This is a genomic window from Bradyrhizobium sp. 138, assembly GCF_023074075.1.
In the GTDB taxonomy this organism is placed as follows: Bacteria; Pseudomonadota; Alphaproteobacteria; order Rhizobiales; family Xanthobacteraceae; genus Bradyrhizobium.
The window spans coordinates 314,948-340,027 of the sequence record NZ_JADPKT010000007.1 but is presented as its reverse complement, the minus strand read 5'-3'; the positions used below and the strand labels follow the sequence as shown (position 1 = coordinate 340,027).

General features: G+C 63.6%; 25 protein-coding genes, 1 tRNA gene and 1 pseudogene. 13 read left to right on the top strand and 14 right to left on the bottom strand.

Going from position 1 to position 25,080, the window contains the following annotated elements:
• Positions 1-7: 7 nt before the first annotated feature.
• Together IVA79_RS06060 and IVA79_RS06055 are read right to left on the bottom strand one after the other, a co-directional pair.
• Positions 8-447, bottom strand: a pseudogene (locus tag IVA79_RS06060) (EamA family transporter).
• Between the two features lie 151 nt (positions 448-598).
• On the bottom strand, positions 599-3,076 hold the full coding sequence (locus IVA79_RS06055) for a PAS domain S-box protein (RefSeq protein WP_247550956.1): 2,478 nt from the start codon (positions 3,074-3,076) through the stop codon (positions 599-601).
• Between the two features lie 225 nt (positions 3,077-3,301).
• On the opposite strand from IVA79_RS06055, the gene IVA79_RS06050 reads away from it, so the two are divergent.
• The 4 genes from IVA79_RS06050 (at position 3,302) to IVA79_RS06035 (ending at position 7,896) form a co-directional block, all read left to right on the top strand.
• Positions 3,302-4,393 (top strand): putative zinc-binding peptidase, encoded by a 1,092-nt coding sequence (locus tag IVA79_RS06050; protein WP_247550954.1) that lies wholly within the window; start codon positions 3,302-3,304, stop codon positions 4,391-4,393.
• A gap of 165 nt (positions 4,394-4,558) precedes the next feature.
• On the top strand, positions 4,559-6,574 hold the full coding sequence (locus IVA79_RS06045) for an acetyl/propionyl/methylcrotonyl-CoA carboxylase subunit alpha (RefSeq protein WP_247550952.1): 2,016 nt from the start codon (positions 4,559-4,561) through the stop codon (positions 6,572-6,574).
• Between the two features lie 159 nt (positions 6,575-6,733).
• Positions 6,734-7,600, top strand: a complete 867-nt coding sequence (locus IVA79_RS06040) for an isocitrate lyase/PEP mutase family protein (RefSeq protein WP_247550950.1) — start codon at positions 6,734-6,736, stop codon at positions 7,598-7,600.
• On the top strand, positions 7,597-7,896 hold the full coding sequence (locus IVA79_RS06035) for an acylphosphatase (protein WP_247550948.1): 300 nt from the start codon (positions 7,597-7,599) through the stop codon (positions 7,894-7,896). The genes IVA79_RS06040 and IVA79_RS06035 overlap by 4 nt, the downstream gene beginning before the upstream one ends.
• 168 nt (positions 7,897-8,064) lie before the next feature.
• Here IVA79_RS06035 and IVA79_RS06030 read toward each other — a convergent pair whose 3' ends face one another.
• Complete coding sequence (locus IVA79_RS06030; protein ID WP_247550946.1) at positions 8,065-9,585, bottom strand: PAS domain-containing sensor histidine kinase; 1,521 nt, start codon at positions 9,583-9,585, stop codon at positions 8,065-8,067.
• 144 nt (positions 9,586-9,729) lie between these two features.
• Here IVA79_RS06030 and IVA79_RS06025 point away from each other — a divergent pair, with 144 nt between their 5' ends.
• Genes IVA79_RS06025 through IVA79_RS06015 form a run of 3 tightly spaced genes read left to right on the top strand, consistent with a single transcriptional unit; the run spans position 9,730 to position 12,402 of the window.
• Positions 9,730-10,287 (top strand): MarR family transcriptional regulator, encoded by a 558-nt coding sequence (locus tag IVA79_RS06025; RefSeq protein ID WP_247550944.1) that lies wholly within the window; start codon positions 9,730-9,732, stop codon positions 10,285-10,287.
• 16 nt (positions 10,288-10,303) lie between these two features.
• Entirely contained in the window at positions 10,304-10,969 is a 666-nt protein-coding gene (locus tag IVA79_RS06020) for a DUF4166 domain-containing protein (protein ID WP_247550942.1), read from the top strand.
• Positions 10,966-12,402 carry a TIGR01777 family oxidoreductase gene (locus IVA79_RS06015; RefSeq protein WP_247550940.1) on the top strand — a complete coding sequence of 479 codons (1,437 nt, stop codon included), beginning with the start codon at positions 10,966-10,968 and terminating at the stop codon, positions 12,400-12,402. The genes IVA79_RS06020 and IVA79_RS06015 overlap by 4 nt, the downstream gene beginning before the upstream one ends.
• Here IVA79_RS06015 and IVA79_RS06010 read toward each other — a convergent pair.
• Positions 12,397-13,260: a LysR substrate-binding domain-containing protein gene (locus tag IVA79_RS06010; RefSeq protein WP_247550938.1), complete on the bottom strand. Its 864-nt coding sequence runs from the start codon at positions 13,258-13,260 to the stop codon at positions 12,397-12,399. The genes IVA79_RS06015 and IVA79_RS06010 overlap by 6 nt on opposite strands.
• Positions 13,261-13,372: 112 nt before the next feature.
• On the opposite strand from IVA79_RS06010, the gene IVA79_RS06005 reads away from it, so the two are divergent.
• Complete coding sequence (locus tag IVA79_RS06005) at positions 13,373-13,795, top strand: 4-oxalocrotonate tautomerase family protein (protein ID WP_247550936.1); 423 nt, start codon at positions 13,373-13,375, stop codon at positions 13,793-13,795.
• Between the two features lie 43 nt (positions 13,796-13,838).
• On the opposite strand, the gene IVA79_RS06000 is transcribed toward IVA79_RS06005, so the two are convergent.
• Both IVA79_RS06000 and lipB read right to left on the bottom strand, forming a co-directional pair.
• A complete protein-coding gene (locus tag IVA79_RS06000) occupies positions 13,839-14,552 on the bottom strand; it encodes a DNA helicase (protein ID WP_247550933.1) in 714 nt (237 codons plus the stop codon).
• 198 nt (positions 14,553-14,750) lie between these two features.
• Positions 14,751-15,500 carry a lipoyl(octanoyl) transferase LipB gene (lipB, locus tag IVA79_RS05995; protein ID WP_247550931.1) on the bottom strand — a complete coding sequence of 250 codons (750 nt, stop codon included), beginning with the start codon at positions 15,498-15,500 and terminating at the stop codon, positions 14,751-14,753.
• A gap of 67 nt (positions 15,501-15,567) precedes the next feature.
• Here lipB and IVA79_RS05990 point away from each other — a divergent pair, with 67 nt between their 5' ends.
• Both IVA79_RS05990 and IVA79_RS05985 read left to right on the top strand, forming a co-directional pair.
• Positions 15,568-15,810, top strand: a complete 243-nt coding sequence (locus IVA79_RS05990) for a FliM/FliN family flagellar motor switch protein (protein WP_018647371.1) — start codon at positions 15,568-15,570, stop codon at positions 15,808-15,810.
• Between the two features lie 182 nt (positions 15,811-15,992).
• Positions 15,993-16,077 (top strand) — tRNA-Leu (locus IVA79_RS05985).
• Between the two features lie 498 nt (positions 16,078-16,575).
• Here the strand turns inward: IVA79_RS05985 and IVA79_RS05980 are convergent.
• Entirely contained in the window at positions 16,576-17,508 is a 933-nt protein-coding gene (locus tag IVA79_RS05980; RefSeq protein ID WP_247550929.1) for a sigma-70 family RNA polymerase sigma factor, read from the bottom strand.
• A complete protein-coding gene (locus IVA79_RS05975) occupies positions 17,505-18,263 on the bottom strand; it encodes an SDR family NAD(P)-dependent oxidoreductase (protein ID WP_247550927.1) in 759 nt (252 codons plus the stop codon). The genes IVA79_RS05980 and IVA79_RS05975 overlap by 4 nt, the downstream gene beginning before the upstream one ends.
• 298 nt (positions 18,264-18,561) lie before the next feature.
• On the opposite strand from IVA79_RS05975, the gene IVA79_RS05970 reads away from it, so the two are divergent.
• The gene (locus tag IVA79_RS05970; protein ID WP_247550925.1) at positions 18,562-19,353 is read left to right on the top strand and encodes an SDR family oxidoreductase; all 792 of its coding nucleotides are present in this window, start codon (positions 18,562-18,564) and stop codon (positions 19,351-19,353) included.
• 113 nt (positions 19,354-19,466) lie between these two features.
• Positions 19,467-20,231 (top strand): SDR family NAD(P)-dependent oxidoreductase, encoded by a 765-nt coding sequence (locus tag IVA79_RS05965; RefSeq protein WP_247550923.1) that lies wholly within the window; start codon positions 19,467-19,469, stop codon positions 20,229-20,231.
• Between the two features lie 171 nt (positions 20,232-20,402).
• On the opposite strand, the gene IVA79_RS36760 is transcribed toward IVA79_RS05965, so the two are convergent.
• The 5 genes from IVA79_RS36760 to IVA79_RS05945 form a co-directional block, all read right to left on the bottom strand.
• Entirely contained in the window at positions 20,403-20,537 is a 135-nt protein-coding gene (locus IVA79_RS36760) for a hypothetical protein (RefSeq protein WP_256465549.1), read from the bottom strand.
• A 30-nt stretch (positions 20,538-20,567) separates the two neighbouring features.
• Entirely contained in the window at positions 20,568-20,765 is a 198-nt protein-coding gene (locus IVA79_RS05960) for a hypothetical protein (protein WP_247550921.1), read from the bottom strand.
• Positions 20,766-20,777: 12 nt separating this feature from the next.
• Positions 20,778-21,983 (bottom strand): zinc metallochaperone GTPase ZigA, encoded by a 1,206-nt coding sequence (zigA, locus tag IVA79_RS05955; RefSeq protein WP_247550919.1) that lies wholly within the window; start codon positions 21,981-21,983, stop codon positions 20,778-20,780.
• Between the two features lie 331 nt (positions 21,984-22,314).
• On the bottom strand, positions 22,315-22,881 hold the full coding sequence (locus tag IVA79_RS05950) for a DNA-binding protein (protein WP_247550917.1): 567 nt from the start codon (positions 22,879-22,881) through the stop codon (positions 22,315-22,317).
• 1 nt (position 22,882) lies between these two features.
• Positions 22,883-23,257, bottom strand: coding sequence for a hypothetical protein (locus tag IVA79_RS05945; protein ID WP_247550915.1), 375 nt, complete (start codon positions 23,255-23,257; stop codon positions 22,883-22,885).
• Between the two features lie 323 nt (positions 23,258-23,580).
• Here IVA79_RS05945 and IVA79_RS05940 point away from each other — a divergent pair, with 323 nt between their 5' ends.
• Positions 23,581-24,189 carry an isochorismatase family cysteine hydrolase gene (locus IVA79_RS05940; protein ID WP_247550913.1) on the top strand — a complete coding sequence of 203 codons (609 nt, stop codon included), beginning with the start codon at positions 23,581-23,583 and terminating at the stop codon, positions 24,187-24,189.
• Between the two features lie 405 nt (positions 24,190-24,594).
• Here the strand turns inward: IVA79_RS05940 and IVA79_RS05935 are convergent, their stop codons facing one another.
• Entirely contained in the window at positions 24,595-24,999 is a 405-nt protein-coding gene (locus IVA79_RS05935) for a response regulator (protein WP_247550911.1), read from the bottom strand.
• Positions 25,000-25,080: the final 81 nt, after the last annotated feature.

Below are 25,080 nucleotides of genomic sequence, written 5' to 3'. Positions count from 1 at the left end.
GCCAGCCTCAAAACTTGACCGCCAGCAGCACCGCGCCGGCGCCGATCATGCGATGCCGACCCAGCCCTGTGCGGTCGGCCGCTCGCCGAGAAAGGCGAACGCGAACAGGGCGACGAGCACGACGCTGAGCTTGTCGATCGGCGCCACCAGCGTGGCGGGGCCGAGCTTCAGCGCGCGGAAATAGCACAGCCAGGATGCGCCGGTTGCGAGCCCCGACAGCACCAGGAACAGCCAGGTCTTCGGGGAGACCGCCGACGGCACGGCCAATTGGCCCGTGAAGAACAGCAGCACCGAGAAGGCGAGCAGCACCACGATGGTGCGGATGAAGGTCGCCAGATCCGGATTGATGTTCTCGACGCCGATCTTGGCGAAGATCGCGGTGAGCGCTGCAAAGCTGGCGGAGAGCAGCGCCCAGGTCTGCCAGGCGGAGAGGAGGGCGGGATTCATGTCATCGATATCCGTTGCTTTAGGACGGCGCACCAGCGCCGTCATTGCGAGCGCAGCGAAGCAAACCAGACTGTCTCCGCGGAAAGATTCTGGATTGCTTCGCTGCGCTCGCAATGACGGAGTCTGTGGCAGTTCCTCGTGAAACTCAGACTCACCGCGCCACCGACAGCTTCTCCATGATCGCCTTGCGCAGGATGCGCGACAGTGCTTCCACCGAATACGGCTTCTGGATCAGTTCGAAACCGCGATGGGCGTTCTCAGCGAGCACGTTGCTGTAGCCGGAGGTGAGCACCACGGGCAGGCCCGGATAGCGCTCGCGGATGATGCCGGCGAGCTCGACGCCGTTCATGCCGGGCATGATGACGTCGGAGAAGACGAGGTCGACGGCGAATTCGTTCTCGCCGAGGATGGAGAGCGCCGCGTTGGCGTTGGCGACGCGGCGGACGACATAGCCGAGATCTTCCAGAAGTTCGGTGGAGAAGCGGCCGACCTCGTCGTCGTCCTCGACCACGAGCACGCGATAGCCGCGCCCGGTGGCCGCGGCCTCATAGGTCAGCGCGGCGGCTTCCTTGTCCGTCGCCGGGCTTTGCGCCCGCGGCAGATAGATGGTGAAGGTGGCGCCTTCGCCTTGCGTGCTCCTCACCGCGACGTCACCCTCGGACTGCTTTGCGAAACCGAAGGCCTGGCTGAGGCCGAGACCGGTGCCCTTGCCGACCTCCTTGGTGGTGAAGAACGGCTCGAAGATGGAGTCGAGATGTTCCGGCGCGATGCCGCTGCCGGTATCGGCGACCGAGATCGCGACATAGTCGCCGCGGCGCGCCGATTGCGCGCGCAGGTGAGGGATACCCTGAACCTTGTGCACGGCGATGGTGAGGCGGCCTTCGCCATCCATGGCGTCGCGGGCGTTGATGGCGAGGTTGATGAGCGCGGTCTCGAACTGGGCGATGTCGGCCACTGTGAAGCAGTCGGCATCGTCGATCTCGACGACGATCTCGATGCGGCCGCCGACCAGCGGCCGGACCAGTTGCGCGACGCCCTCGACCTGGCTGCCGACGTTGAAGATCTGGGGTTTCAGCGGCTGGCGGCGCGCGAACGCCAGAAGCTGCGCGGTCAGCTTGGAGGCGCGCTCGACCGTCTCAGAGATGGCATCGACATAGCGGCGCCGGCGCTCTTCAGGCAGCTCGCGCCGGCGCAGGAAATCGGTGGCCGAGCGGATGATGGTGAGGAGATTGTTGAAATCGTGCGCGACGCCGCCGGTGAGCTGGCCGATCGCCTCCATCTTCTGCGACTGCCGCAAAGCTTCCTCGCCGAGGCGGCGCTCGGTGATGTCGACGGCTTCAGGGACGGCGCCGGTGATGTTGCCGTGGCGGTCGAGCACGGGACGCATGCCGAAGTCGAAATCGCGCTCGCCGATGGGCAGGCGCAGGCGCATCTCGAGCCGCACGGCTTCGCCCTTGAGCGCGGTATGGAAGGCGTCCTGCACCAGCGTGCTCATGCCTTCCGTCGCGCTGAACCAGGGCGTCTCCCACAACGGCTTTCCGATCACGTCCGAATAGTTCGCCTTGATGCCGTCGAGCGCGGTTCTGTTGGCGTAGAGCAATTCGCCGCTGAGATTGACGAGGCCCTGATACTGATTGCTGGTTTCCAGGATCGCGCGCAGCCGCGCCTCGTTGGATTCGAGCTCGGCGGTGCGCTCGGCGATACGCTCTTCCAGCGTCTCGTTGAGCCGCCTGAGCTCGATCTCGGCCTGCTTGGCGGCGGTGATGTCGTGGGCAACGCCGATGAAGCCGATATGCTTGCCGGTCGGGTCCCAGCGCGGCTGCGATTCCGAGCGCAGCCAGCGCCATTCGCCGCTGGCGTTCCTGTAACGCGCCTCCAGCACGAAGGGTTTGAGTGACGCTTCGCCCTGGACGGATAGCTGCAGCACGTGCGGCAGGTCGTCCGGATGCAGCACCTTGCGCCAGTCGAAGTCGATGGCCTGATCGTAGGGAAGGCCGACGAAGTCGACATAGGCCTGGTTGGCGAAGGACCGCTTGCGGTCGAGCTTGGTCACCCAGATCGGCACCGGCGCGCTGTCGGCGATGAGCCGAAAGCGCTCCTCGCTCTCGCGCAGGGTCTCGCGCGCGAACATCTGGTCGGTGATGTCGATATGGGCGCCGACGAGGCGGATGGCGCGGCCGCCCTTGTCGCGCTCGATCTTGGCGACGACCCGGATCCAGCGGGTCTCGCCGTCATTGGGGCGGATGATGCGGTATTCGGCGGTGTAGTCCTCGCTCGTTCCGGCGAGAGCCTCGAAGAAATGCTTGACCGTCGCTTCGCGATCCTCGGGATGGAGGCGATTGACCCAATCCTCATGCGACTCGTCGACGGCCTCGAGCGGCAGGCCGTGGATCATCAGATATTCGGGCGAGCGGCGGTTCTTGAATCCTTCGCGGAAGTCGACCTCGACGCCGCCGACCTTGCCGATGCGCTGGACGCGCGCGAGCTCGGCCTCGCGCTCCTGGAGCGCGCGATAGGCATTGTCGCGCTCACGCGCGACGTCTTCGAGGTGCTGGCGCAGCCTTTCGGCGGCGATGGTTTCGGGCAAGGGATCGTTCAAGGCATCGGCCGTTGTCATGCGGTTGCGCACGTGCCGGGCCGATATTCACACAGACGGAGCGTGATGGCCATCGTTTAGAGGAAATAGACTGTCTGGAAAGGCCGGCGGCGAGCCGGGGACGTGCGGAAACTGCGGTCAGGCAACGCCCGGGGCTGGCATTTTGCTCCGGATGTTGGAACGATACACCTGCAGATGCGTCTTCGCGAGGCGCCACAACTCTCATTCGTCGGACATCCTTTCCGAAGAGGCACAATCTTGAAGCTCTTTGTCTGCCAGGCCTGCGGCAACGTCCTCTATTTCGAGAATCGTGCCTGCGAACGTTGCGGCCATCAGGTCGCCTTCCTTCCCGAGAAGGAGACGATGTCGGCGATCGAGCCCGTCGGAGAGGCCTGGAGGATCCTGGCGGACAAGGGCGAAAGCCGGATGCTGTGCCGGAATGCCGCGTACGATGCCTGCAACTGGCTGACGGATCCGGGCGAGGGCAACGGCTATTGCTGCGCCTGCCGCCACAACGGCATCGTCCCGGATTTGTCCGATCCCGCCCAGCTTGCCGGCTGGCGCGAGCTGGAGGTGGCGAAACACCGTCTGTTCTATTCCCTGATCCGCTGGAAGCTGCCGCTCAAGACCCGGCAAGACGACCCCGCGCATGGCCTGATCTTCAATTTCCTCGCCGACGATCCGAACAGCAGCCAGAAGATCCTGACTGGCCACGACAACGGCCTGATCACGATTGCGCTCACCGAGGCCGATACCATCGTGCGCGAGCGGCGCAGGCTCGAGATGGGCGAGCCGTACCGTACGCTGCTCGGGCATTTCCGCCACGAGGTCGGACACTATTTCTGGGACGTGCTGGTGCGCGGCGGCGGCAAGCGCGATGAATGCCGCGCAATATTCGGTGACGATTCCGTCGATTACGGCCAGGCCTTGCAGCGCCACTATGCCGAAGGCCCGCCGCCGGACTGGCAGCAGCATTACGTCTCGGCCTATGCCACGACCCATCCCTGGGAAGACTTCGCCGAGACCTGGGCGCACTATCTCCACATCGTGGATGCTCTGGAGATGGCCGGCGAGTTCGGCATGGAGGTGCGTCCGAAGGTCGACCGCGACGGGGAGTTGACGGCGCGCATCCGTTTCAACCCCTACGAGGCCAGGGACGTCGAGGCGCTGGTTGGCGCATGGCTGCCCTTCACCTTCGCCATGAACAGCGTCAACCGCGCCATGGGCCTGCGCGATCTCTATCCCTTCATCCTGTCGCCCGCGGTGGTCGGCAAGCTCGGCTTCATTCACGGCCTGGTCCGGGACGTAGCCAAGGCCAGGAAGGCGCAGGACGCCGCAGGGCGTCCCTAGGGTCTTGCCGAGCCCGTTTGGTCTTGTGCTGGTACGCCACAGCGGGCCGGATTTAGACCGTTGCCTCCGGCCGATTTTGATGTACCACGGAAGCCACAACGGCCCGTCCCATAGGCCCCAACGGCCAGGGAAGGGTCCCGCCCAAGGTCGAGACTCAAGAAAAGCATGTTCAAACGCATCCTGATCGCCAATCGCGGCGAAATCGCCTGCCGGGTCATCAAGACCGCTCGCAAGATGGGAATTCAAACGGTTGCGGTCTATTCCGAAGCCGATCGCGACGCCCTCCATGTCGAGATGGCCGACGAGGCCGTGCTGATCGGCCCGCCCGCGGCGGCCGAGAGCTATCTGGTGATCGAGAAGATCGTGGAGGCCTGCCGCAAGACGGGCGCCGAGGCCGTGCATCCCGGCTACGGCTTCCTGTCCGAGCGCGAGGCGTTTCCGCGCGCGCTGGAGGCGGCCGGCATCGTCTTCATCGGCCCGAACCCGGGCGCGATCGCGGCGATGGGCGACAAGATCGAGTCGAAGAAGGCGGCCGCCAAGGCCAAGGTCTCGACCGTGCCGGGTCATCTCGGCGTCATCGAGGACGACAAACACGCGGTGCGGATCGCCGACGAGATCGGTTATCCCGTGATGATCAAGGCCTCCGCCGGCGGCGGCGGCAAGGGCATGCGCATCGCGCATTCGAAGGCCGAGGTCGCCGAGGGTTTCAATCTCGCCAAGGCCGAGGCCAAGGCTTCGTTCGGTGACGACCGCGTCTTCGTCGAGAAGTTCATCGTCGATCCCCGCCACATCGAGATCCAGGTGCTGGGCGACAAGCACGGCAACGTGATCTATCTCGGCGAGCGCGAATGCTCGATCCAGCGCCGCAACCAGAAGGTCATCGAGGAGGCGCCGTCGCCGCTGCTCGACGAGGCCACCCGCCGCAAGATGGGCGAGCAGGCGGTCGCGCTGGCGAAAGCCGTGAATTACGATTCCGCCGGCACCGTCGAGTTCGTCGCCGGCCAGGACAAGAGCTTCTATTTCCTGGAGATGAACACGCGCCTGCAGGTCGAGCATCCCGTCACCGAGCTCGTCACCGGCGTCGACCTGGTCGAGCAGATGATCCGCGTTGCCGCCGGCGAGAAGCTCGCCATCGCGCAGAAGGACGTCACGCTGACGGGTTGGGCGGTGGAATCGCGTCTCTATGCCGAAGATCCGTTCCGCAACTTCCTGCCCTCGATCGGACGGCTCGTGAAGTATCGCCCGCCGGCGGAAGCCAGCCAGGACGGCATCACCATCCGCAACGACACCGGCGTGCAGGAGGGCGGCGAGATCTCGATCCATTACGATCCGATGATCGCCAAGCTCGTCACCCACGCGCCCTCGCGCGCGGCCGCGATCGAGGCGCAGGCGACCGCGCTGGACTCGTTCTATGTCGACGGCATCCGGCACAACATCCCGTTCCTGTCGGCGCTGATGCATCATCCGCGCTGGCGCGAGGGCCGGCTGTCGACCGGCTTCATCGCCGAGGAATTCCCGAAGGGCTTTGCGGTGCGCGTGCCGGAAGGCGAGGTCGCCCGGCGCATCGCCGCGGTCGGCGCCGCCATCGATCACGTGCTTGGCGAGCGCAAGCGGCAGATCTCGGGCCAGATGGGCGGCCGCATCGTGCAGCGCGAGCGGCGTCGTGCGGTCTGGCTCGACCGCCAGGAGATCCAGCTCGAGGTCGGACGCGAGGGCGAGGCGATCGCGGTCCGATTCATCGACACCGAGGGCAAGGCCGGCAATGGGCATCTGATGCAGTCGCCGTGGAAGCCGGGCGATCCGGTCTGGCAGGGCACCATCGACGGCCAGTTCATCGCGGTGCAGGCGCGCCTGATTCCCAATGGCATTCGTCTGGCGCATCAGGGCGTCGAGGTGCCGGTCTATGTCTGGACCGAAGCCGAAGCTGCGTCGGCGCGCTTGATGCCGGTGACGACGGCCTCCGACAGCGGCAAGAAGCTGCTCTGTCCGATGCCCGGCCTCGTGGTCTCGATCGCGGTGAGCGAGGGACAGGAGGTCAAGGCCGGCGAGACGCTGGCGGTGGTCGAAGCCATGAAGATGCAGAACGTGCTGCGCGCCGAGCAGGACGGCACCGTGAAGAAAGTCCACGCCAGCGCCGGCGCGACGCTTGCGGTGGACGCGTTGATTTTGGAGTTCGCGTAAAGCGTCAGTGTGGCGGCGCAGTCTGTCCACCGTCATTGCGAGGAGCCCTTCGCGACGAAGCAATCCAGACTGTCTCCGCGGATGCATTCCTGGATTGCTTCGCTTCGCTCGCAATGACGGAGTATGCTGTGACGGCGTCGCACCAATCGAGACAGCACCATGGCCTTTCGTTCCCGCCGCGAGAAACTTCGCTCCATCCTGTCGAGCTCGGCCTGTGTCCATCCCGGCTCGGTCTACGACGCCATCTCGATCCGCATCGCCGAGGACCTCGGCTTTCCGCTCGGCATGTTCGGCGGTTCGGTCGCCTCGCTCGCGGTGCTTGGCGAGCCCGACATCACCCTGATCACGCTCACCGAGCTTTGCGAGCAGATGCGGCGGATGTCGCGTGCTGCCGCGCTGCCGGTGCTGGTCGATGCCGATCACGGCTATGGCAATGCGCTCAATGTGCGTCGCACCGTGCAGGAGCTGGAAGCGGCTGGCGCCGCCGGTCTCACCATCGAGGACACGCTGCTGCCGGCTGCTTTTGGCGAAGCGAAGACGCAGCTGATCTCGCTGGAGGAGGGCGTCGGCAAGATGAAGGCCGCGCTCGGTGGCCGCAGCGATGCCTCGCTGGTCATCATGGGGCGAACGGGCGCTGCTTCGATCACCTCGATCGAGGATGCGATTAAGCGTGCCCAGGCCTATGAAGCCGCCGGCGTCGACGCGCTGTTCTTCACCGGCATCAAGTCGCGCGCCGAGCTCGTTGCGGTGACCGCTGCGACGCGCCTGCCGATCGTGCTCGGCGGGGCGCCGGAGGACTTGAGCGCGCTTGATTACCTTGCGAGCCAGCGCGTGCGCGTCGCGCTCCAGGGCCATGCACCGATCGCGGCTGCGACGCAGGCCGTCTACGAGACGCAGAAGGCGCTGCGTGAAGGCACGGCGCCAAAGAACCTCAAAGGCTTAGCATCCTCGGAGCTGACGGCCCGCGTCATGCGCGAGGCCGACGTCAAGGCGCGCAGCGCCGAAATCCTCGGATTGAAAAAATGAGCCGGGCGGTTCTCCAGGTCATGATCCGCGGGCGCGTGCAGGGCGTCGGCTATCGGGCCTGGGTCGAGCACCAGGCGATAACGAGCGGCCTCGAAGGCTGGGTCCGCAACCGCCGCGACGGCAGCGTTGAAGCGCTCTTCGCCGGCGCGCCGAACCACGTCGCCGACATGGTCGCGCTCTGCCGCCACGGCCCGCCGTCCTCGCGCGTCGACAGCGTCACCAGCGAGACCGCCGGTGCGGATGAGCTGAACCTGCGCCGGGCAGGGGAAGCATTTTCGGTGCTGCCGACGGTGTAGGTGCTTCTCGGCGCGCAGACGGTGCGCTCCCTCGCCCCGTTCTTAGGAAGGTCTCGTAGGGTGGGCAAAGCGAAGCGTGCCCACGCATCTTTCGCGATCGAGAGAGATGGTGGGCACGGCGCAAGGGCGCCTTTGCCCACCCTACGAAGTGTTCACCTCTCACGGCGCTCACCTCGGCAGCTTGGCGATCGCTTCGCTGAGTTCGTGGATCTCATAGGGCTTGCGCAGGATCGGGAAATCCCCGCGTACGCCGGCGGCGACCTCGCTGTAGCCGGTGGCGAGCAGGATCGGCAGGCCGGGGCGGATCTGGCGGAGATGATGGGCGAGGGTGAGACCGTCCATCTTGCCGGGCATGACGATGTCCGAGAACACGAAGTCGACGCCGTTGTCCTCGATCTCGCGCAGGGCAGCTTCGGCATCGGCGACCCGGCGCACCTGGTAACCGAGTTGCTCCAGCAGGCCGATGCTGACGAGGGCGACGTCCGGATTGTCCTCCACCAGCAACACCGTGCCGCTGCCTTGGAACGCCGGCTCCCCCGCCGTGTCGGACGATGGCGCGTCTTCTCCGCGCGGCAGGAGAATGGTGAACGTCGTGCCCTTGCCGAGTTCGCTCGCGACGCTCACCGTGCCGCCGGCCTGGTGCGCGAAGCCGTGCACCTGAGACAGGCCGAGGCCCGTTCCCTTTCCGATCGGCTTGGTCGTGAAGAACGGCTCGAAGATCTTGTCGAGAACGTCGGAGGGAATGCCGAGCCCGGTATCGGTGACGTCGATCGCAACGAAATCGCCAGTGAGGGGCGCCTCGTCCAGCACGACCTTGCGCGCGCCGATCGTCACCGTGCCGCCGTCGGGCATCGCGTCGCGGGCATTGATGACGAGGTTGAGCAGCGCTGTCTCGAGTTCGGACGCGTCGGCCTTGATCGGCCAGACGTCGCGCTCGATGTCGAAGGCCAGCCGTACCGAACTCCCGACGCCTGCATCGAGCACCTCGCGAATCTCCGCGATGCGTTCGGCGAAATCGATCGCCTGCGGATTGACGCTCTGCCGCCGCGCGAAGGTGAGGAGCTGGTTCGTCAGCGCCGCGCCGCGCTTGGTGGCGGTTTCGATCGCCGAGATCGCGCGCTGCAGCTTGGCCGGGTCGCCGGCCCCTCGCTTCAGCATGTGAAGGCTGCCGCTGATGATCATCAGGAGGTTGTTGAAGTCGTGGGCGACCCCGCCGGTGAGTTGCCCGAGCGCGTCGAACTTCTGGGACTCGGCGAGCTGCTTCTGCATCGCCTCGAGCTTGAGCTGTGTATTGCGGCGTTCGGTGATGTCGCGCGTGATCTTGGCGAATCCGACCAGTTTGCCGTCCTCGTAGATCGGATCGATCACGACGCTGGCCCAGAAGAAGGTGCCGTCCTTGCGAACGCGCCAGCCTTCCTCCTCGTAGCGGCCCTTTTCCCTGGCGATGCCGAGCGCACGGGCCGGCCTACCGTTGGCGCGGTCGGTTTCGGTGTAGAAGCGGGAGAAATGCTGGCCGAGGATCTCTTCGGGTGAATAGCCCTTGATGCGCTCGCCGCCGATGTTCCAGCTGGTGATGATCCCGTTGGGATCGAGCATGTAGAGCGCGTAGTCCGCAACTCCCTCAACCAACAGCCGGAAACTGCGTTCGCTCTCGAACAAGTCTCTCTGTTGACTGAACTTTTCGACCATTCCCGGACCCTGCCTCGACCGGAGCAAACGCCACAGGCGGCGGATGGTTCCCTGAATTTGGGAGATTTTTAGGCAGATATCACGCGCCGTATACGGATTGGAGAGGCTCTTGACAGGGGAGCAGTATTGTCAGATGTTTCTGTCATGACAGAAATAACCGGAAAGAAGAAACTCCCCGCCGCCGTTGAGCGCTTCATTCTGCATTGGGGCGACATGGGGGACGAGTGGGGCGTCAATCGCTCGGTCAGCCAGATCCACGGGCTGCTCTATCTGGCCGAAGCGCCGATGACCGCCGAGGACATCGCCGACACGCTCGGCATGGCGCGCTCCAACGTCTCCAACTCGCTGAAGGAGCTGCTCGCCTGGAACCTGATCCGGCGGGTCCCGATCCTGGGCGACCGCCGCGACCATTACGAGGCCGAGACCGACATCTGGGAGGTCGCGGCCAGAATCGCGGCGCGGCGCAAGGAGCGGGAGCTCGATCCGGCGATCGCGGCGCTCAGGGCATGCGTGTCCGATGCCGCCGGCGATCCCGCCATCAATCCGGTCGCGAGCAAGCGGCTGAAGGAGATGCTCGCCTTCACCGAGCTCGCCGATCACTGGTTCATGCAGATGCTGAAGGTGCCGCGGCCGCGGCTGGTCGCCTTGATGCGGCTTGGCGAGAAGATCGCCAACCTGCTGCCGCTGGGCAAGGCCAAATAGCGTCGAGGAGGGTGCGATGACGTCGGCTCGATTATCAGGCTCCAGCGCATCGACCTCCGCTCACACCAAACTGCTCGACGATCGCCGCTTCCGCGCATTGCTGTCGGACGAGGATTGGGGCCGTCTGCCGCTCGCGACCTGGCGGCGCTTTTCCAAACGCGTCGCCGACGGCGACAGCGTCGTCTATGTCGGATTGGTCGACGAGATCTCCTTCAGCGACATCGGCTGGTGGCTCGCACAGGCCGCACGCATGATCGGCGGGCCGCTGCCGACCGGCCGCGACATTGGCGTGCCGATGATCGTCAGCGTGACCGAGGATGCCGCGAGCGGTGGTCAGACCTGGACCCGCATCTGCGCGCGTAAGCGCGGCTTTCCGCAAGTGATCCATTCCGCCAAGCGTTTTGCCGGTCCGACCGGGCTCGAGGAATATGTCGGCTTCGGCGTTTCGATGGCGCTCCGTATCGCGGTCGAGGACCAGGCGCTGACCTTCCGCAGCGCCGGCTATGGCTTGCAGTTCGGACGCCTATGGATCCCGCTGCCGCGCTGGCTCACGCCCGGCGATCTCACGGTGACGCACCGCGACCTCGGCGAAGGCGCATTCCGCTTCACCCTCGATGTCATTCATCCGCGTTACAGCATGCTGATCCACCAGTCCGCCATCTTCAGGGAGGCCGTGTCATGACGCCGCTGTTGTGGACGCTCATCGCCATCCAGATCGTGATGGGCGTGTTCGACACCTTCTACCATCACGAATTCACCGAGCGCCTTGCCTGGCGGCCGTCGCAGCGCTTCGAGCTGAAGCTGCACGGCATCCGCAACATGCTCTATGCGTTGCTGTTCCTGCTGCTCGGCTGGCTCGAAATCCATGGCGTGATGGCGCTCTTGATCGTCGCGGTGCTGGTCGCCGAGATCGTCATCACGCTGATGGATTTCGTCGAGGAGGATCTGAGCCGAAAACTGCCGGCGAGCGAGCGCATCAATCACACGCTGCTCGCCATCAATTACGGCGCCATCCTGGTGCTGCTGCTGCCGGTGCTGATCGACTGGGCGATGCAGCCGTTCGGCGTGACCGTGGTTTATCAGGGCCTGCTCAGCATGGCCGCGACCGCCTGCGCTGTTGGAGCCGCGCTGTGCGGCGTCAGGGATTTTGCCGCGATGCGGCGATTGGGCCGCATGAAGAGCGTTCCGGCAGCCGGCCTCGTCGACAAGGTTCCCGGGCGCAAGACCGTGCTGATCACGGGCGCCACCGGCTTCATCGGCAGCCGGCTTGCGGCGAGCCTCAGCGGGGCGGGGCACAACGTCATCGCGCTGATCCGCAACCCCGCCAAGGCCGAGACGCTGCCGCCACCGGTCGCGCTGATCACCAGCCTCGATCAGCTCTCTTCGGACACGGAGATCGATGCCATCGTCAATCTCGCCGGCGAGCCGATCGGCAACGGGCTGTGGACCGCGGCGAAGCGTGCGAAGATCATCGGCTCGCGCGTCGACATGACCGGCGAAATCGTCAAGCTGATCACGCGCCTCGACTGCAAGCCCGAGGTGCTCGTCAGCGGCTCCGCGATCGGCTGGTACGGCCTCTGGGCCGACCAAGTGCTGACGGAATCGGCGAAATCGCACGCCTGCTTCAGCCACGAGCTCTGTGCGGCCTGGGAGCAGGCGGCGCGGCCGGCGGAGGAGCTCGGCGTGCGCGTGGTTTACTTGCGCATCGGCCTCGTGCTGGGCACGGAAGGCGGCTTCATCACCCGCATGCTGACGCCGTTCGAGTTCGGCCTCGGCGGCCCGCTCGGCACCGGGCGGCAGTGGATGTCCTGGATTGAGCGCGACGATCTGATCCGGCTGATCGCCTATGTCATGGCGACGCCCGATCTCGCCGGTCCCGTCAACGCCACCGCGCCGATCCCCGTCACCAATGCCAAGTTCACCGAGGAACTCGGCCGTCGGCTGCACCGGCCCGCAATGTTCCGCATTCCCGGCGGTCTCTTGCGCCGGATCGGCGGCGGCTTTGCCGACGAACTCCTGCTCGGCGGCCAGCGCGTGCTGCCGAACAAGGCGCTGAGCCGCGGTTTTGTCTTTCGGCACGAGACGCTGCGCAGCGCGTTCGAGGCGATCTTATGAGGCTCTGGTGGCGGCTCCACTCCGAAACGTCGCCGCCACCGCGCGCAGCGCCGCGAGCTTGGCGGGATCGCTGACCTTCGAGTGCAGCATCACTTTCGAGCTGCCGAGCTTCGGCAGCTTGTGCGCAGGCCCGATGTCGACGAGGCCAGGAGGCGCGATCCGCCGTGCCAGCGGCGCGATCGCAAGTCCCGCAAGCGCTGCCGCGACCACCGCGGTGACGCCGCCGCCGACGAAGCGCTCGCGCCAGGCGATGCCGGCCTTGTCGAGTGCGCGCACCGCGACGGCGCGGACGCCGCAGGGCGGGGCGAGCGTCGCGAGCGGCAGCGGCTCACCCTTCGGCAGCGTGAGGCGACGCGCGGCGAACCAGCCGAACTCGTCCTCGGTCAGCTTTTCGCCGCCGCGGCGGCTGCCTTCCTGACGCACGATCACCGCATCGAGCTGACCTGCGTCATAGGCATCGTGCATCTCGCGCGAGAAGCCGATGGTGACGGCGAGGGTGAGGTTTGAGGACATCGCGTGAAGGCGTTCGAGCAGCGGCACCAACTCGGGGCCGGCGGCGTGGTCGGAGATGCCGAGCGAGAGCGATTGCGCGGTCGGCGCCTCGCCCGACAGCGCGAGATCATGTGCCGCCATCAGCGCACGGGCGCGTTCGAGGAACGAGGCGCCGTCGGCGGTGAGCCGGACCGCGCGCGGCGAGCGCTCGACGAGACGTTTTCCCAGCAACGTCTCCAGCCGCTGCAGCTTGAGACTGACTGCCGCCTGCGTCGTGCCGAGCGCTTCGGCAGCGCGGGTAAAGCTCTGGAGGTCGGCGACCAGCAGGAAGGCCTGGATGGTGGCGATGTCGAGGGTCGGTGTCATTATGAATGCTTATCACTGATATCGACAGAGATAAGATACCAAAATGACGAGCGGAGGTCTAGCTTCTCACCAACGCGGCGCCAACCGGCGCAGCATCTTGAGGAGAACGACCATGCCGCTGATCACCGTGTCCTACACCACCTCCCGCCAGTCGCCGTCGCTGAAGGCCGACATCGCGAGCGCCGTGTCCGAGCTCACCGCAAAAATCCTGCACAAGGACCCCGCGGTGACCGCCATCATCGTCAAGTCGGTCGATGCCGATGACTGGTTCGCCGGCGGCAAGTCGCTGGCCGAGCAGAAGCTCGCCAGCTACTGGATCGACATCCATGTCAGCGAAGGCACCAACACCAAGGACGAGAAAGCGGCCTATCTCGCCGCGATGTTCAAGCGCATGGCCGAGATTCTCGGCCCGCTGCATCCCGAGACCTATCTGCATGTCGACGAGGTCAAGGGCGATGCCTACGGCTTCGGCGGCCTGACCCAGGAGCGCCGCTACATCGCCGGCAAGCTCGAAGTGGCGCTGCAGGCGGCATAAGACAGCAGGCCGCGGGCGAGCCATCTCACCCGCGGCCTTATCGTCAGCTCGCCGCGCTGAACTGAACCTCGGTCTTGTTCAGGAAGCAGGCCTTGTCGAACAGCTTCAGGTCGAGCGGGTTCGGCAAGCGGACATCGCTGAGGTCGGGGCAGGGCTTCACCGAAGCATCGTAGGATCGATCGATCTGCGAGATGAAGACGACGATCAGGCCGTTGTCGCGCGCGAACGATCTCAGCGCACGTACCTGAACAGAGAGGTCGGGATTTTCCCGGCGCTGGTCGAGCAGCTGCAGATAGTCGATCACCACGAGCGTGCCACGGGGCGCTGTCGCCATCTGCTTGACGACATAGTCGGCGCTGATGGCGTCGGAGCAATCGACCTCGAATAGCTCATCGTATAGCGCCGGATCCGCGTCGATTACGCGTAGACGGCGCAGAACGTCCGTCTCGGTATATTCGAGCGAGAAGAATGCGGCGCGGCGGCCCGCCCTCATGGCTTCCAGCGCAAGCTCGAGGCTCATCAGCGTCTTGCCCTGACCGGGCCGGGCGCCGACCAGCACCAGGTCGCCGGGCCGGAATTGCAGGAACAGTCTGCTCGCGGGCGTCAGCGCGGCGGCTTTCGCTGCGAGCATGCTCCAGGCGGAAAACCCTTCCGTCGTGGCGATGCGGTCAAGCGCATCGTGCAGCGGAATGCGCGCCTCGCGGGACAGGCGCTTCGCACGTCGCTTCAGATGATAGATCGGCGCAGAGAGTCTCATCGTCAAAACCTCCCATTGCGAGCAGAAGCGCAATCCCTCCTTATGCCTGGCGCTCGAACAGTCGGCCGGTGATCTTGTTGCCCGGCATGAGGTCTGCTTTCCCGGCGGAGGGGGGAGGCGTGGGCGACGCCAGAATCGAACATAGCCGATTCCGCATCGGCGGAGAACGCGGAGTCGCGCGTCTCCAACAGGAATACGTCAGGCGGCGGCTTCCGGCGTCCGCGCGCGGGTCGGCCCGAACAACTCCTCGAATGCCTGCCGGAGCGCGACGTCGACATCGGCCATGGTCACGAGCTGGCCGAGATCGACCAGCGAGGTGACGCCGTAGCGGGGGTCGACGACGCCGCACGGCACGATGCCGGCGAAATGCGACAGCTCTGGCTCGACATTGATCGCGATGCCGTGGAACGAGACCCAGCGCTTCAGCCGCACGCCGATCGCGGCGATCTTGTCCTCGTAACCTTCGCCCTTGTCGGGCCGCTTGACCCAGACGCCGACCCGGTCCTCACGCCGCTCGCCGCGGACGTTGAAGGCGGCGAGCGTGCGCAGGATCAGCTCCTCCAGGCTCGCGACATAGGCCCGGACGTCCGGCCGCCGGCGCTTGAGGTCGAGCATGACATAGGCCACCCGCTGGCCGGGCCCGTGATAGGTGAGCTGGCCGCCCCGTCCGGTGGCGAAGATCGGGAATCGTGCATCGAGCAGATCGGTTTCCTTGCCCGAGGTGCCGGAGGTGTAGAGCGGGGGGTGTTCGAGCAGCCAGACCAGCTCCGCGGCTTCGCCCGCCGCGATGGCGGCGACCCGCGCCTCCATGGCGGCGACCGCCTCGGGATAGGGCACCGGCGCGTCCGAGATCCGCCACTCGACCGGTTGGCCATTGGACGTGGAAAACGACGTCAAATCGAGCTCTTGACGCGGGTTTTGGCGGGGGTCTTGAGGCGAATTAACCATTGGCTAACCATAACGTGGTGATCATCTCGGGAGCAAATGCCAGTCTCAAGTTGCGGCGGTCCTGACAGTGCCCACCCTCGATAAAGTCACCGTGGATCTCATGGTCGTCCTCGGAACGACCACCATGCCGATCCATCAAGTATTACGTCTTTCCCGCGGCGCCATCATCGAGCTGGACGCAACCGAGGCCGACGAGGTCAAGGTTCTGGCCAATAATCTGCCGGTCGCCTCCGGCGTCGTCCTGGTCGACCGCAACCGCATCGCGGTCGAGGTCAAGCAGATGCTGCCGCGCTCACCGGGCACGCGGTAGCGACCCGGGCACGCGGTAGCGGCCCGGGCACTGGGCCGAGGCCGATTCGGGTGAGGGGCCCGAACTTTCCTACAAAGCTTGTGGAATTCAGGACCTTTGCAGGCTTGTACCCCCCTGATGGATTTGTTAGATCGGCGCCGTTGATCCGGCCGGCCCTCAAGCCTCAAGCCGGCATCCCCAAAGCGCTCGTGGCGGAACTGGTAGACGCGCTGCCTTGAGGTGGCAGTGAGTAAAATCGTGGGGGTTCGAGTCCCTCCGAGCGCACCAATGGCGTAAGTCATTGATACAAAAAATGTTTTCGCGATCCCGCTACGCCCACGTTGTTACCCGCAGCGAATGCTAGAATGCTCTTCAGCTAATCCTCCATGTTTGATCTCGTGGTCGAGGGTTTGCTCTTGTGGTCGTCGCAGCATTCTTTGAACCCCGCGAAGGAAAATCGCTGTTTGCCCACGAGAGGGCAGTGGCGTAGCCCAGCGTAGAAATCGGCGGGCCCGCACTCTCGTCAGTGGGCGCCACGCGATCGAGAACTCTGGAGTTTCAGCGATCCTGCCGGATGTAGAGCCCGACCGGGACGATGAGAAGTCCGATCAGGAAGGGGAATCACCGCAATTGGCGGAGGCTTCAATGCTGAGACGCAGCAATCGCCCATCGCGAAGCTTTAATCTCACGGTTTGAATTCACCTTCGTCAGAGGCGTTCTTTCGGCGCGTGTTCTGGTCAAGCAGCACTTTAGGGAACGATGACGGCCCGGGCGGACGACCTTCGTTCAGAACGCGCTCCCACCGATATCCAATGCATCAGGCGCAAACGTCAGCTCAGCGTCCGCCATAACGTAGCGCACATACTTGTGGTCACGGATGAACGTGATCTCATCACCGCGCCACTCCAGCCACATGAAGTAGCTCGGCTTCGCATCCAAGCGATTTTCAAAGACCGCGATAACCTCTCGACCCTCCAGCCAGGCAGGTGCAAGCCACACCCCGTCGATCTTTGCGTAGATGCTGAAGAACATTCCAACGTCAGCGGAGCCGACACGGACGGGATGGGTTGATTGATTCAGTTTCACGTCATGCGCAAGTAGCGCGCGCAGGCCGTCCCAGTCTCTCTGGTTGAACAAGGCGACATAGCGTGCCACCGCAGCGGACGGCGGTTTGATCTCGGGAAACTGCGACGCCTTCCCGTTGATTTCGCGAAGCCGAGCGCGTCCCCGCGCCAGATGGGCTTTCACCGAGTCCACCGTAAGATCGAGGAGTAGAGCGATGTCGGCCAGCGGCTCGTCGAGAATATCCTTCAGGATGAGCACGCTGCGCTGGAGAATCGGAAGCTCCGCAAAGCGTGACACCGCTGTTCTCACCGCTTCCTGACGCATCAACCCCTCCAACGGATCAGGATTTGCTTCGTCGATGACATTTTGTGCGGCCTCTATCGGCTTAGATGCTCGGACGGCTTTGCTGCGCAACAAATCCAATGCTCGGTTGTGGGCAACTCGGAAGAGCCAGGCACGGAGTGGAGGAGTTTCGGACAGGCCGTCGAGGGCAATGAAGGCCTTGGCAAGTGCGTCCTGCACAACGTCTTCGCCCTCGATCACCGACCCCATAAGACGTGAGCAATAGCGGTGGAGCTCAGGCCGCAACTCCCCGGCCAGGGCGAGAAGTTCAGCCCGCCGATCGGCATTCGGAGAATGCTCGCCCTTGATCAAGCCGCCGCTCCCTCCATGATTGTCACACCGGCAGCACCATTGAGGCCGAACACGATGCCATCGGCGTATTGCGGGTCCTCCAGCACGGAAACCACACGATCGCCGAATGCTCGTGGGGGCATCGGTGCGCCGAATCGAGCCACGAATTGCTCGGGCGTGATGCCCATCGAGCCCGCATAGGCGCCAGCGGCCGCATCTCCGGTTCCGGTTCCCAAGATCATCTGTCTCGGGACGATAGCTTGGAAGCGAATGCCCAAGTTCAGTTCCTGAGAAACCCCGGTCGCATACTTCGCCATGAACCACAGCATTCGTTTGGATCCGCCATAGCCGCCTGACATTTGCGAGCCGGTGACGGCGGCTCCGCTCGACGCGACCAAGACCCTGCTTCCGGGCCTCAGGGGAAGGTTCAGAGCCGCCTGAAGCCAAAACAGGCCGGCTTTGACATCCGTTTCCCAAGCCACAGAGAAGTCCTCCCAGCTCAGTTGATCCAATCGACCCATCCTCGGCGTCACACCTGCGTTGAGCGCTAGGATATCGGGCTTGATATCGGCAAGGATGCGATTAGCAGCAGCGCGGTCGGTTACATCTGCCGAGATGGTATCCACGCCAAGTCGAGCCTTGACGGCATCAAGCGCGTCAGCGCTGCGCGCGACCACGGTGACTTTCGCGCCTTCAGCAACAAGCGCTTCGACCAAACCCAGTCCAAGGCCGCGGCTTCCACCTGTAACAACCGCGCATTTATCTTTGAGGCTCATCTGCACTGCTCCAACGTCTATGTGAAGCTAAGACGATTGACAGCCCGAAAAAGAGTCATCCCCCGATCCACGTCAGAGCCTCCTTCAGGCCGCCCCGCGTCGTCTCGTTTCAAAGATACGGAGGGATCGAAATTATTTTTCTGAATCAGTGAGATAGGTGCATCACGGCTGCTTATTTCCGGGATCAATCGGGCTGACCCGACGCGTTGTCCTGACTCTTCGAGGCCGGCTCGAACGTCATAGCTGCGGTAACATACCGGCGTCGGAGCCTCCTGACGCTCGGCTATACAAGCAAAGGATGTTCGCCGTGCAGCTAAAGGACAAGAACGCGATTATTTATGGCGGCGGTGGTGCCGTTGGCGGCGCGGTCGCGAAAGCTTTTGCCCGCGAGGGCGCAAAGGTCTTTTTGGCGGGCCGCACTCTCGCCCGAGTACAAGCCGTTGCAGACGAGATCGGCGGCTCTGCGCAGGCTGCGGAGGTCGATGCGCTCGATGAAGCCGCAATCGAAAGGCACTTTGCATCGACTGTCGAGATGGTGGGTAGGCTCGACATCTCGTTCAACGCTGTCGGTATCCGCAACACGAAGCTCCAAGGCACCGCGCTGACCGACCTCGACGTCGAACAGTTCTCTTCCCCCATTGCCACCTACACCAGGTCGTATTTTTTGACGTCCCGGATAGCTGCCCGGCATATGATCAAACAAAAGTCCGGCGTGATCATGACGGTCACATCTAGCCCGTCGCGAGCGGGGATTCCGATGATGGGCGGCGTTGGTCCAGCCATGAGCGCCATCGAGGGCCTCACGCGCGGACTATCGGCGGAACTCGCTCCGCACGGAATTCGTGTCGTTGGTCTGCGGCCCCTGGGCATGCCAGACTCGGGCACGATCGAAGAGGTCTATGGGCTTCACGCCAACGCATGGGGAATTACCCGCGAGCAGTTCGCCGGTATCATCACCGGCAGAACTCATGCCAAGCGCCTGCCGTCACTTCTCGAAATGGCAAACGTGGCGGCCTTCGCGGCCTCCGATAATGCGAGCGCAATGACTGGGACGATCGTCAATTTGAGCCTCGGGAATTTGGACGACTAGCGCTCCAAGTTCTCCTCCTCTCCTCACCGCATCCGATCCAGGAAAAACGCCCGGTCGATATGTTTGTCGATCGGCGCCCGCCACTGCGGCTGCAGCTAAAGCAAGGGTCCTTCATGAAACTTACAAATCGTACCATCCTGATCACAGGTGGGTCCGCTGGCATCGGGCTCGCCTTTGCCCTCAAATTCCTGGAACTCGGCAACCGCGTCATCGTCACGGGACGACGTCAGGCCGTGCTTGATGACGTTAAGGCGAAGCATCCTGCGCTTCACACGGTTCAAAGTGATGTTGCCGATCCCGCCCAAATCTCGACCCTCGCGCAGACCATCAAGCGAGATTTCCCCGAGCTGGACGTCTTAGTGAATAACGCTGGCATCAGCCGCTACAAGAACCTTACCGTGCCTGCGTTCGATCTCGCCGATTTGATGACGGAGGTGAACGTCAACGTAGGCGGTGTAATACGCATGACGTCGGCCTTCATCGACCTCTTAAAGGTCAACAAAGGTACTCTGATCAACGTCTCGTCTGCGCTGGCGTACGTGCCACTTCCGTGCCTTCCCATCTACTGCGCTACGAAGGCGGCGATCCACTCCTACACCCAATCGCTTCGCTTCCAACTGGAAGACACCGGCGTGGAGGTCATCGAGCTTATGCCGCCGGCGGTGAGAACGGAAATGACGGCAGATCTGCCCGACGAGGGTCTAACCCTAATCACGACGGACAAGCTCGTTGCGCTCTCCATCGCGTCGCTCAAGCGCGGCGCCATCGAAGTCCGGCCTGGTCAATCGGCGCAGCTCGCACTCCTTCGACGAGTTGCGCCTGACTTCATCAATCGCCAGCTTTGGAAGGCCGCCAGGCCTCTTGTTCCATTGGGATAGGCTTCAGGTTGACGCAACCTGGTGCCCGATGTCGCCTCAAATGACGGCTCCGATCAAAGGGCCGGTGGTGGCGGCACGTGGCGCTGGGGACGGCGACGCCCGACTTTGGTGCCGGCTTGGGCGCCCGACTTGAAAGGCACTCTTAGGCAGGAATGCACCTAATTTCTTTGCTCATCTTGGCAAATCATTGAAATCGCAAGAAATGCGACCGCCCTCCGAGCGCACCACCATCACCTTGCCGTTGGTTTTGATTGGGGTTTTGCAGCCGCCCCGCGCGGTGACGGATGTTTTTTCGCGCACATCCATCACCGCAACCCGTCTGCAGCCAGGATTTCGTCAGTCCTTGTCGACCGCGGATTTTCGCGAGGGAGTGTGGCCCGAGGGGGGCGCTTGGGTCTCTCCCGCGAGACCATCATCCGCCAGCCCGGCCGCAGTGGTCGGTGGGAATATGCTGTCGTAGATCGCGCGCGCCTCGCGGATCAGGCGCTCCCGCTCGCGCTCGGATTTCGAAACGAATCGAACGACGTTGTCCATGCGCGCTCCCGCCTAGGCGGCTTCATCCGCGCGCCGCCAGACCGGAAACGGGTCGGCGAGCTTCGCCCATTCCGCGACGTTCATGGCGGGTTTGCCCGGTACGAGGCATGCGTCCAGCCGGGCGCGAAGCGAAGGCTCGTCCATGCCGGTGCCGATGAACACGATTTCCTGGCGGCGATCGCCATAGATGTCGTTCCAGTTCTCGCGCAGCCGCTTTCGCCAGAACGGATCATCCGGCCATCGCTCCGCCGGCACGCTCGCCCACCACGCACCAAGAGCCTGAGTGCGCGTGATCGAACCGGCCTGACTGATTTCACCAAGCCAATGCGGGCGTGTCGCCAGCCAGAAATGCCCCTTGGCGCGAATGACGCCCGGCCAGGGCTCCTTGATGAACTTGTCGAACTTGGCTGGATCGAACGGCCGGCGCGCGCGATAGACGAAGTTCTTCACGCCGTATTCTTCGGTTTCCGGCACATGATCCGCAAAGCCGTAAAGCTCCTTGTACCAGAGCGGATGTTGCTGTGCCCTTTCGAAGTCGAACCGGCCGGTGTCGAGAATGCGATCGAAAGCCACCCGGCTGTGATTGGCTTCGACGAGATCCGCTTCCGGATTGAGTGCGCGGATGATTTGTCGGGCCGCTTCGCGCTGCGCGGGCGAGGCGTCGTCGACCTTGTTGAGAACGATCACGTCGGCGAACTCGATCTGCTCAACCAGCAGATCGACCAGCGTGCGTTGATCGTTGTCCAGTGCTTCGCCGCGTTGCTCCAGAAAGTCGGTCGACGAATAGTCCTTGAGCAGGTTCACGGCATCGACCACCGTGACCATGGTGTCGAGGCGCGCGACGTCGGAGAGGCTTTCGCCGCCCTCGGTACGGAAATCGAAGGTCGCCGCGACCGGGAGCGGTTCGGAAATGCCGGTCGACTCGATCAGCAGATAGTCGAAGCGACCACTTTCGGCGAGTGCGCGGACCTCCCTCAAGAGATCGTCGCGCAGCGTGCAGCAGATGCAGCCGTTCGTCATCTCGACGAGCTTCTCATCGGTCCGGGATAGATTCGCACCGCCATCGCGGACCAAATCCGCATCGATGTTCACCTCGCTCATGTCGTTGACGATCACCGCCACCTTGAGGCCGTGCCGGTTGTTCAGGACGTGGTTCAGCAAAGTGGTCTTTCCAGCCCCGAGGAAGCCGGACAAGACGGTGACGGGGAGTTTCTGCATGGAGATCGAAGAGCCTTTTCAAGGGGATACGACGACGGCGGGTGGGATCGGGCATTTGAACCAGTGATGTAATGTTATAACATTACATTACGTACGCGAGCCTTCGTCAAGCCGTTTTGCGGCCCAGCTGAAATTCATACGAACATTCAAGTGATTGATCTTTGACCTGCACGGAGCGGTCAGGGCAGGCGGATGCCGGACAGCTGCGCGCGAAGGACACCTGCGGTGTTGCCGGTGGCAATGAACTGAACAAGCAGGTTGCTCATCACTGCGGCAAGGACACCAGCAGCCAGGCGCCCGCGGCCACACACACACAAGGCCGGTGGCCATGTCATTTCGAACGATAGAGCAGCGCGCGTCCGGTCGGAATGAGTTGGAGCAGAATATCGTAATCGCCGACATTTGCGGTCAGGACCACCAGGCCGAGCCTTTGCGCTTGAAGAAACAGCACGCAGTCCTGCAACGCGCGCAGCTTGCCATCCTTCTCGTAGCCTTGGAGACGGCAGAGTATCCCCGACAGCAGTGCAGCTCGTCCGAGAACGTCGGTATCCGGCGCGAAGATTCGATGTGGTGGCATTGCTCGGATCTGCGTGCCGATCACGTCGATGACGGCAGTGGTTCGCGCGTCGGATGGATTCAATACTCCGACCGTGTGCATCAACTCCTGGATCGCGACGGTCGAATGATTGACCTGTCGCTGCGCGATCAGATCGTCCAGGATCCGAGGCGAACGATCTTGCATCTGATCGATGTAAACAGAGGTATCGAGCAGAAGTCCTTGTCCGACGATCACGCCCGGATTGACGAACGGCAACTCATTGTCGCTTCGCCGTGTCAGCGTTCTCTGCGGATCGAAGCGTGCCCACCGCCGCGCAGCGTCGAAATCAAACTCCGCCACCTCAAAAACCGAGCTTCAGCTTTGGGTCGACTTTGCCGCGAGACTCCTTGAACGCGTCTGCGAAGTTATCCTCGAGCGCGACCGTCGCCAGGGCAAACTCGATCAAGTCCGTATCTGTCTCGATGCCCGTCTGCCGTTTGGCCTGCCTGACCAGAGCCGAGCTCACCCTGCCGCCGATACGGCCACCTTTTTCGTTCAGGAGACCGGACTGTTCCGCTGCACGCATCACCGCTTCGAAACGTGCCTTGCTCACGACAAATCGGCCGGTCGTCGGCTCCTGATGAGCGGACTTTATCTTTCTCAAGCCACCTTTCGTCGTGCCTGCCGCCTGCTTGTCCCGGCGTGCTCGGGACTTGCCCGCTGATGCCTTTGCCATCACACTGCCTATGTTAGACAAAATTGAATTTTGTCTAACATAGCGTTTCGGCGCCCAGCCTTCAAGACGCGGAATGCGAGCGCTTCGCCGTCCACTACGCAATGCGCGGCGCGCAGCGAAGCGAGCACTTCATCGGCGGCAACCGCGTGATGGCCCGATGCCGATGGACGCTGCCCGGGGCGAGCGTGTCTAGGGAATGCCGCCGCGACCGGGCTGGCCGTCGTGCTCGCGGAACCAAAGCCCTTCCATTGGCATTCAGTCGCTGAAGTCGCCGCGGCGATGTCGATTGATGTCCGCGGAGATACGCTTCATGGTGGAGAACGATGAGGGACAGCGCTTCGGAAGTCGCCGACATCACGCAGGCCGTTCACCTCTGCATCGACATGCAGAACATTTTCGCCCCCAATGGCCTGTGGGCGACACCATGGATGGAGCGGGTCCTGCCGACGATCGCCTCGATCGTTTCGCGCCACCAGGCCAGAACCATCTTCACGCGTTTCATCACGCCGCAGGATCCGGAAGATCGGCCCGGCCAGTGGCAGAGCTATTTTCGTCGCTGGCATCAGGCGACGCGCAGGCATCTTCCGCCATCCGCGCTCGAACTCGTGCCTGCCCTGAACAAGTTCGTTCCGCCGGCCGCAATCATCGACAAGCCGGCCTATTCCGCGTTCAGCAATCCCGCCCTTGCGAGCTTGCTGATCGACAAGAATGTCGGCACGGTCGTGATATCGGGCGCGGAGACGGACGTCTGCGTGCTGTCGACGGTCCTGAGCGCCGTCGATCTCGGCTTCAGGGTCGTCATCGTCGAGGATGCACTGTGCAGCTCGTCCGACGTCGGGCATGACGCGCTCATGACGATGTACCGCACCCGCTTTCATGGCCAGGTCGACCTGATGACCGCGGAGGAAATGTCGGAGTACTGGCGCGAGTAGGGTGGAGCATCGCCCAAGGCGAAAAATGCGTCGCGGCCGATTCACATAGCCTAATGCGCAGCCGCCCCGAAACCGTCAAATTGTACGGGCTGGAAAGGGGGCTGCGATGGCGATGGATCGCATCGAACAGGCCTTTGTCGCGACGGCAATCACGGGTTTCCTCGTGATGATGCTGGCCATCGTTTGGATATGAGCTGACGGGGGAGACTTGCTATCTTGCGCGTTGCGTTACCTTACGCCGCGGTTCTGCTCTGCCTGGCCGTGACCGCCTGGCTCGCCTTCGCGCATCTGCTTTGATTGGCGTGGATCATCGAACGTCACTTTTGTTTGCAAGAGTTGTTGCAAGAGATGCTTGCGGCGAACGCTCGCTTGCAAGCCGCGGTCGCGGCACCGCTGCGCCGCCCGTCACGCCGGTTGACCGCCGACGAGGCTCGCAAGATTCTGCGCCATGGCCACGACGTTGAACGGCTTCTCCCAGAGCGGCACGTCCCGGAATTCCGTCTCGATGCTGATCCTGTCGTAGCCGGTGGTGAACACGAACGGCACCTGACGTGCCCTGAGCTCGCGGGCGATCGGAAAGATCGGCGCGGCGCGGATGTTCACGTCGAGGACCGCGGCATCGAGCGCGCCGCCATTGCGTAGCATCTCGGCCGCATCCTCGATGTGGCCGACGGGACCGGCGATCTCCGCGCCGAGCGTGCGCAGCGCGTTGCCGATGTCATCGGCGAGAAAATATTCGTCCTCGACCACAAGGATACGGCGCCCGGTCAGCGGCGCGCGTTGACGAGACGACGTGGGCGATACTGACATGATCCCCTCCAGCGTTCCCTCCTCACCATGAGGAACATAAGGCTGGAGGACGCCTTGGTGCAACGAAGCAACCGAAGGCGG

What these genes read in the sequence shown, in the direction of transcription:
- IVA79_RS06045 (WP_247550952.1), top strand. Translation starts at nt 4,559, where the DNA reads ATGTTCAAACGCATCCTGATCGCCAATCGCGGCGAAATCGCCTGCCGG.
- IVA79_RS06010 (WP_247550938.1), bottom strand. Translation starts at nt 13,260, where the DNA reads ATGACACCGACCCTCGACATCGCCACCATCCAGGCCTTCCTGCTGGTC.
- IVA79_RS05975 (WP_247550927.1), bottom strand. Translation starts at nt 18,263, where the DNA reads ATGAGCCTCAAAGATAAATGCGCGGTTGTTACAGGTGGAAGCCGCGGC.
- IVA79_RS06040 (WP_247550950.1), top strand. Translation starts at nt 6,734, where the DNA reads ATGGCCTTTCGTTCCCGCCGCGAGAAACTTCGCTCCATCCTGTCGAGC.
- IVA79_RS05970 (WP_247550925.1), top strand. Translation starts at nt 18,562, where the DNA reads ATGTTCGCCGTGCAGCTAAAGGACAAGAACGCGATTATTTATGGCGGC.
- IVA79_RS05935 (WP_247550911.1), bottom strand. Translation starts at nt 24,999, where the DNA reads ATGTCAGTATCGCCCACGTCGTCTCGTCAACGCGCGCCGCTGACCGGG.
- IVA79_RS06005 (WP_247550936.1), top strand. Translation starts at nt 13,373, where the DNA reads ATGCCGCTGATCACCGTGTCCTACACCACCTCCCGCCAGTCGCCGTCG.
- IVA79_RS05960 (WP_247550921.1), bottom strand. Translation starts at nt 20,765, where the DNA reads ATGGACAACGTCGTTCGATTCGTTTCGAAATCCGAGCGCGAGCGGGAG.
- IVA79_RS06000 (WP_247550933.1), bottom strand. Translation starts at nt 14,552, where the DNA reads ATGAGACTCTCTGCGCCGATCTATCATCTGAAGCGACGTGCGAAGCGC.
- IVA79_RS06030 (WP_247550946.1), bottom strand. Translation starts at nt 9,585, where the DNA reads ATGGTCGAAAAGTTCAGTCAACAGAGAGACTTGTTCGAGAGCGAACGC.
- lipB (WP_247550931.1), bottom strand. Translation starts at nt 15,500, where the DNA reads ATGGTTAATTCGCCTCAAGACCCCCGCCAAAACCCGCGTCAAGAGCTC.
- IVA79_RS05940 (WP_247550913.1), top strand. Translation starts at nt 23,581, where the DNA reads ATGAGGGACAGCGCTTCGGAAGTCGCCGACATCACGCAGGCCGTTCAC.
- IVA79_RS06020 (WP_247550942.1), top strand. Translation starts at nt 10,304, where the DNA reads ATGACGTCGGCTCGATTATCAGGCTCCAGCGCATCGACCTCCGCTCAC.
- IVA79_RS36760 (WP_256465549.1), bottom strand. Translation starts at nt 20,537, where the DNA reads ATGGATGTGCGCGAAAAAACATCCGTCACCGCGCGGGGCGGCTGCAAA.
- IVA79_RS06035 (WP_247550948.1), top strand. Translation starts at nt 7,597, where the DNA reads ATGAGCCGGGCGGTTCTCCAGGTCATGATCCGCGGGCGCGTGCAGGGC.
- IVA79_RS05945 (WP_247550915.1), bottom strand. Translation starts at nt 23,257, where the DNA reads ATGGCAAAGGCATCAGCGGGCAAGTCCCGAGCACGCCGGGACAAGCAG.
- IVA79_RS06025 (WP_247550944.1), top strand. Translation starts at nt 9,730, where the DNA reads ATGACAGAAATAACCGGAAAGAAGAAACTCCCCGCCGCCGTTGAGCGC.
- IVA79_RS05965 (WP_247550923.1), top strand. Translation starts at nt 19,467, where the DNA reads ATGAAACTTACAAATCGTACCATCCTGATCACAGGTGGGTCCGCTGGC.
- IVA79_RS06015 (WP_247550940.1), top strand. Translation starts at nt 10,966, where the DNA reads ATGACGCCGCTGTTGTGGACGCTCATCGCCATCCAGATCGTGATGGGC.
- zigA (WP_247550919.1), bottom strand. Translation starts at nt 21,983, where the DNA reads ATGCAGAAACTCCCCGTCACCGTCTTGTCCGGCTTCCTCGGGGCTGGA.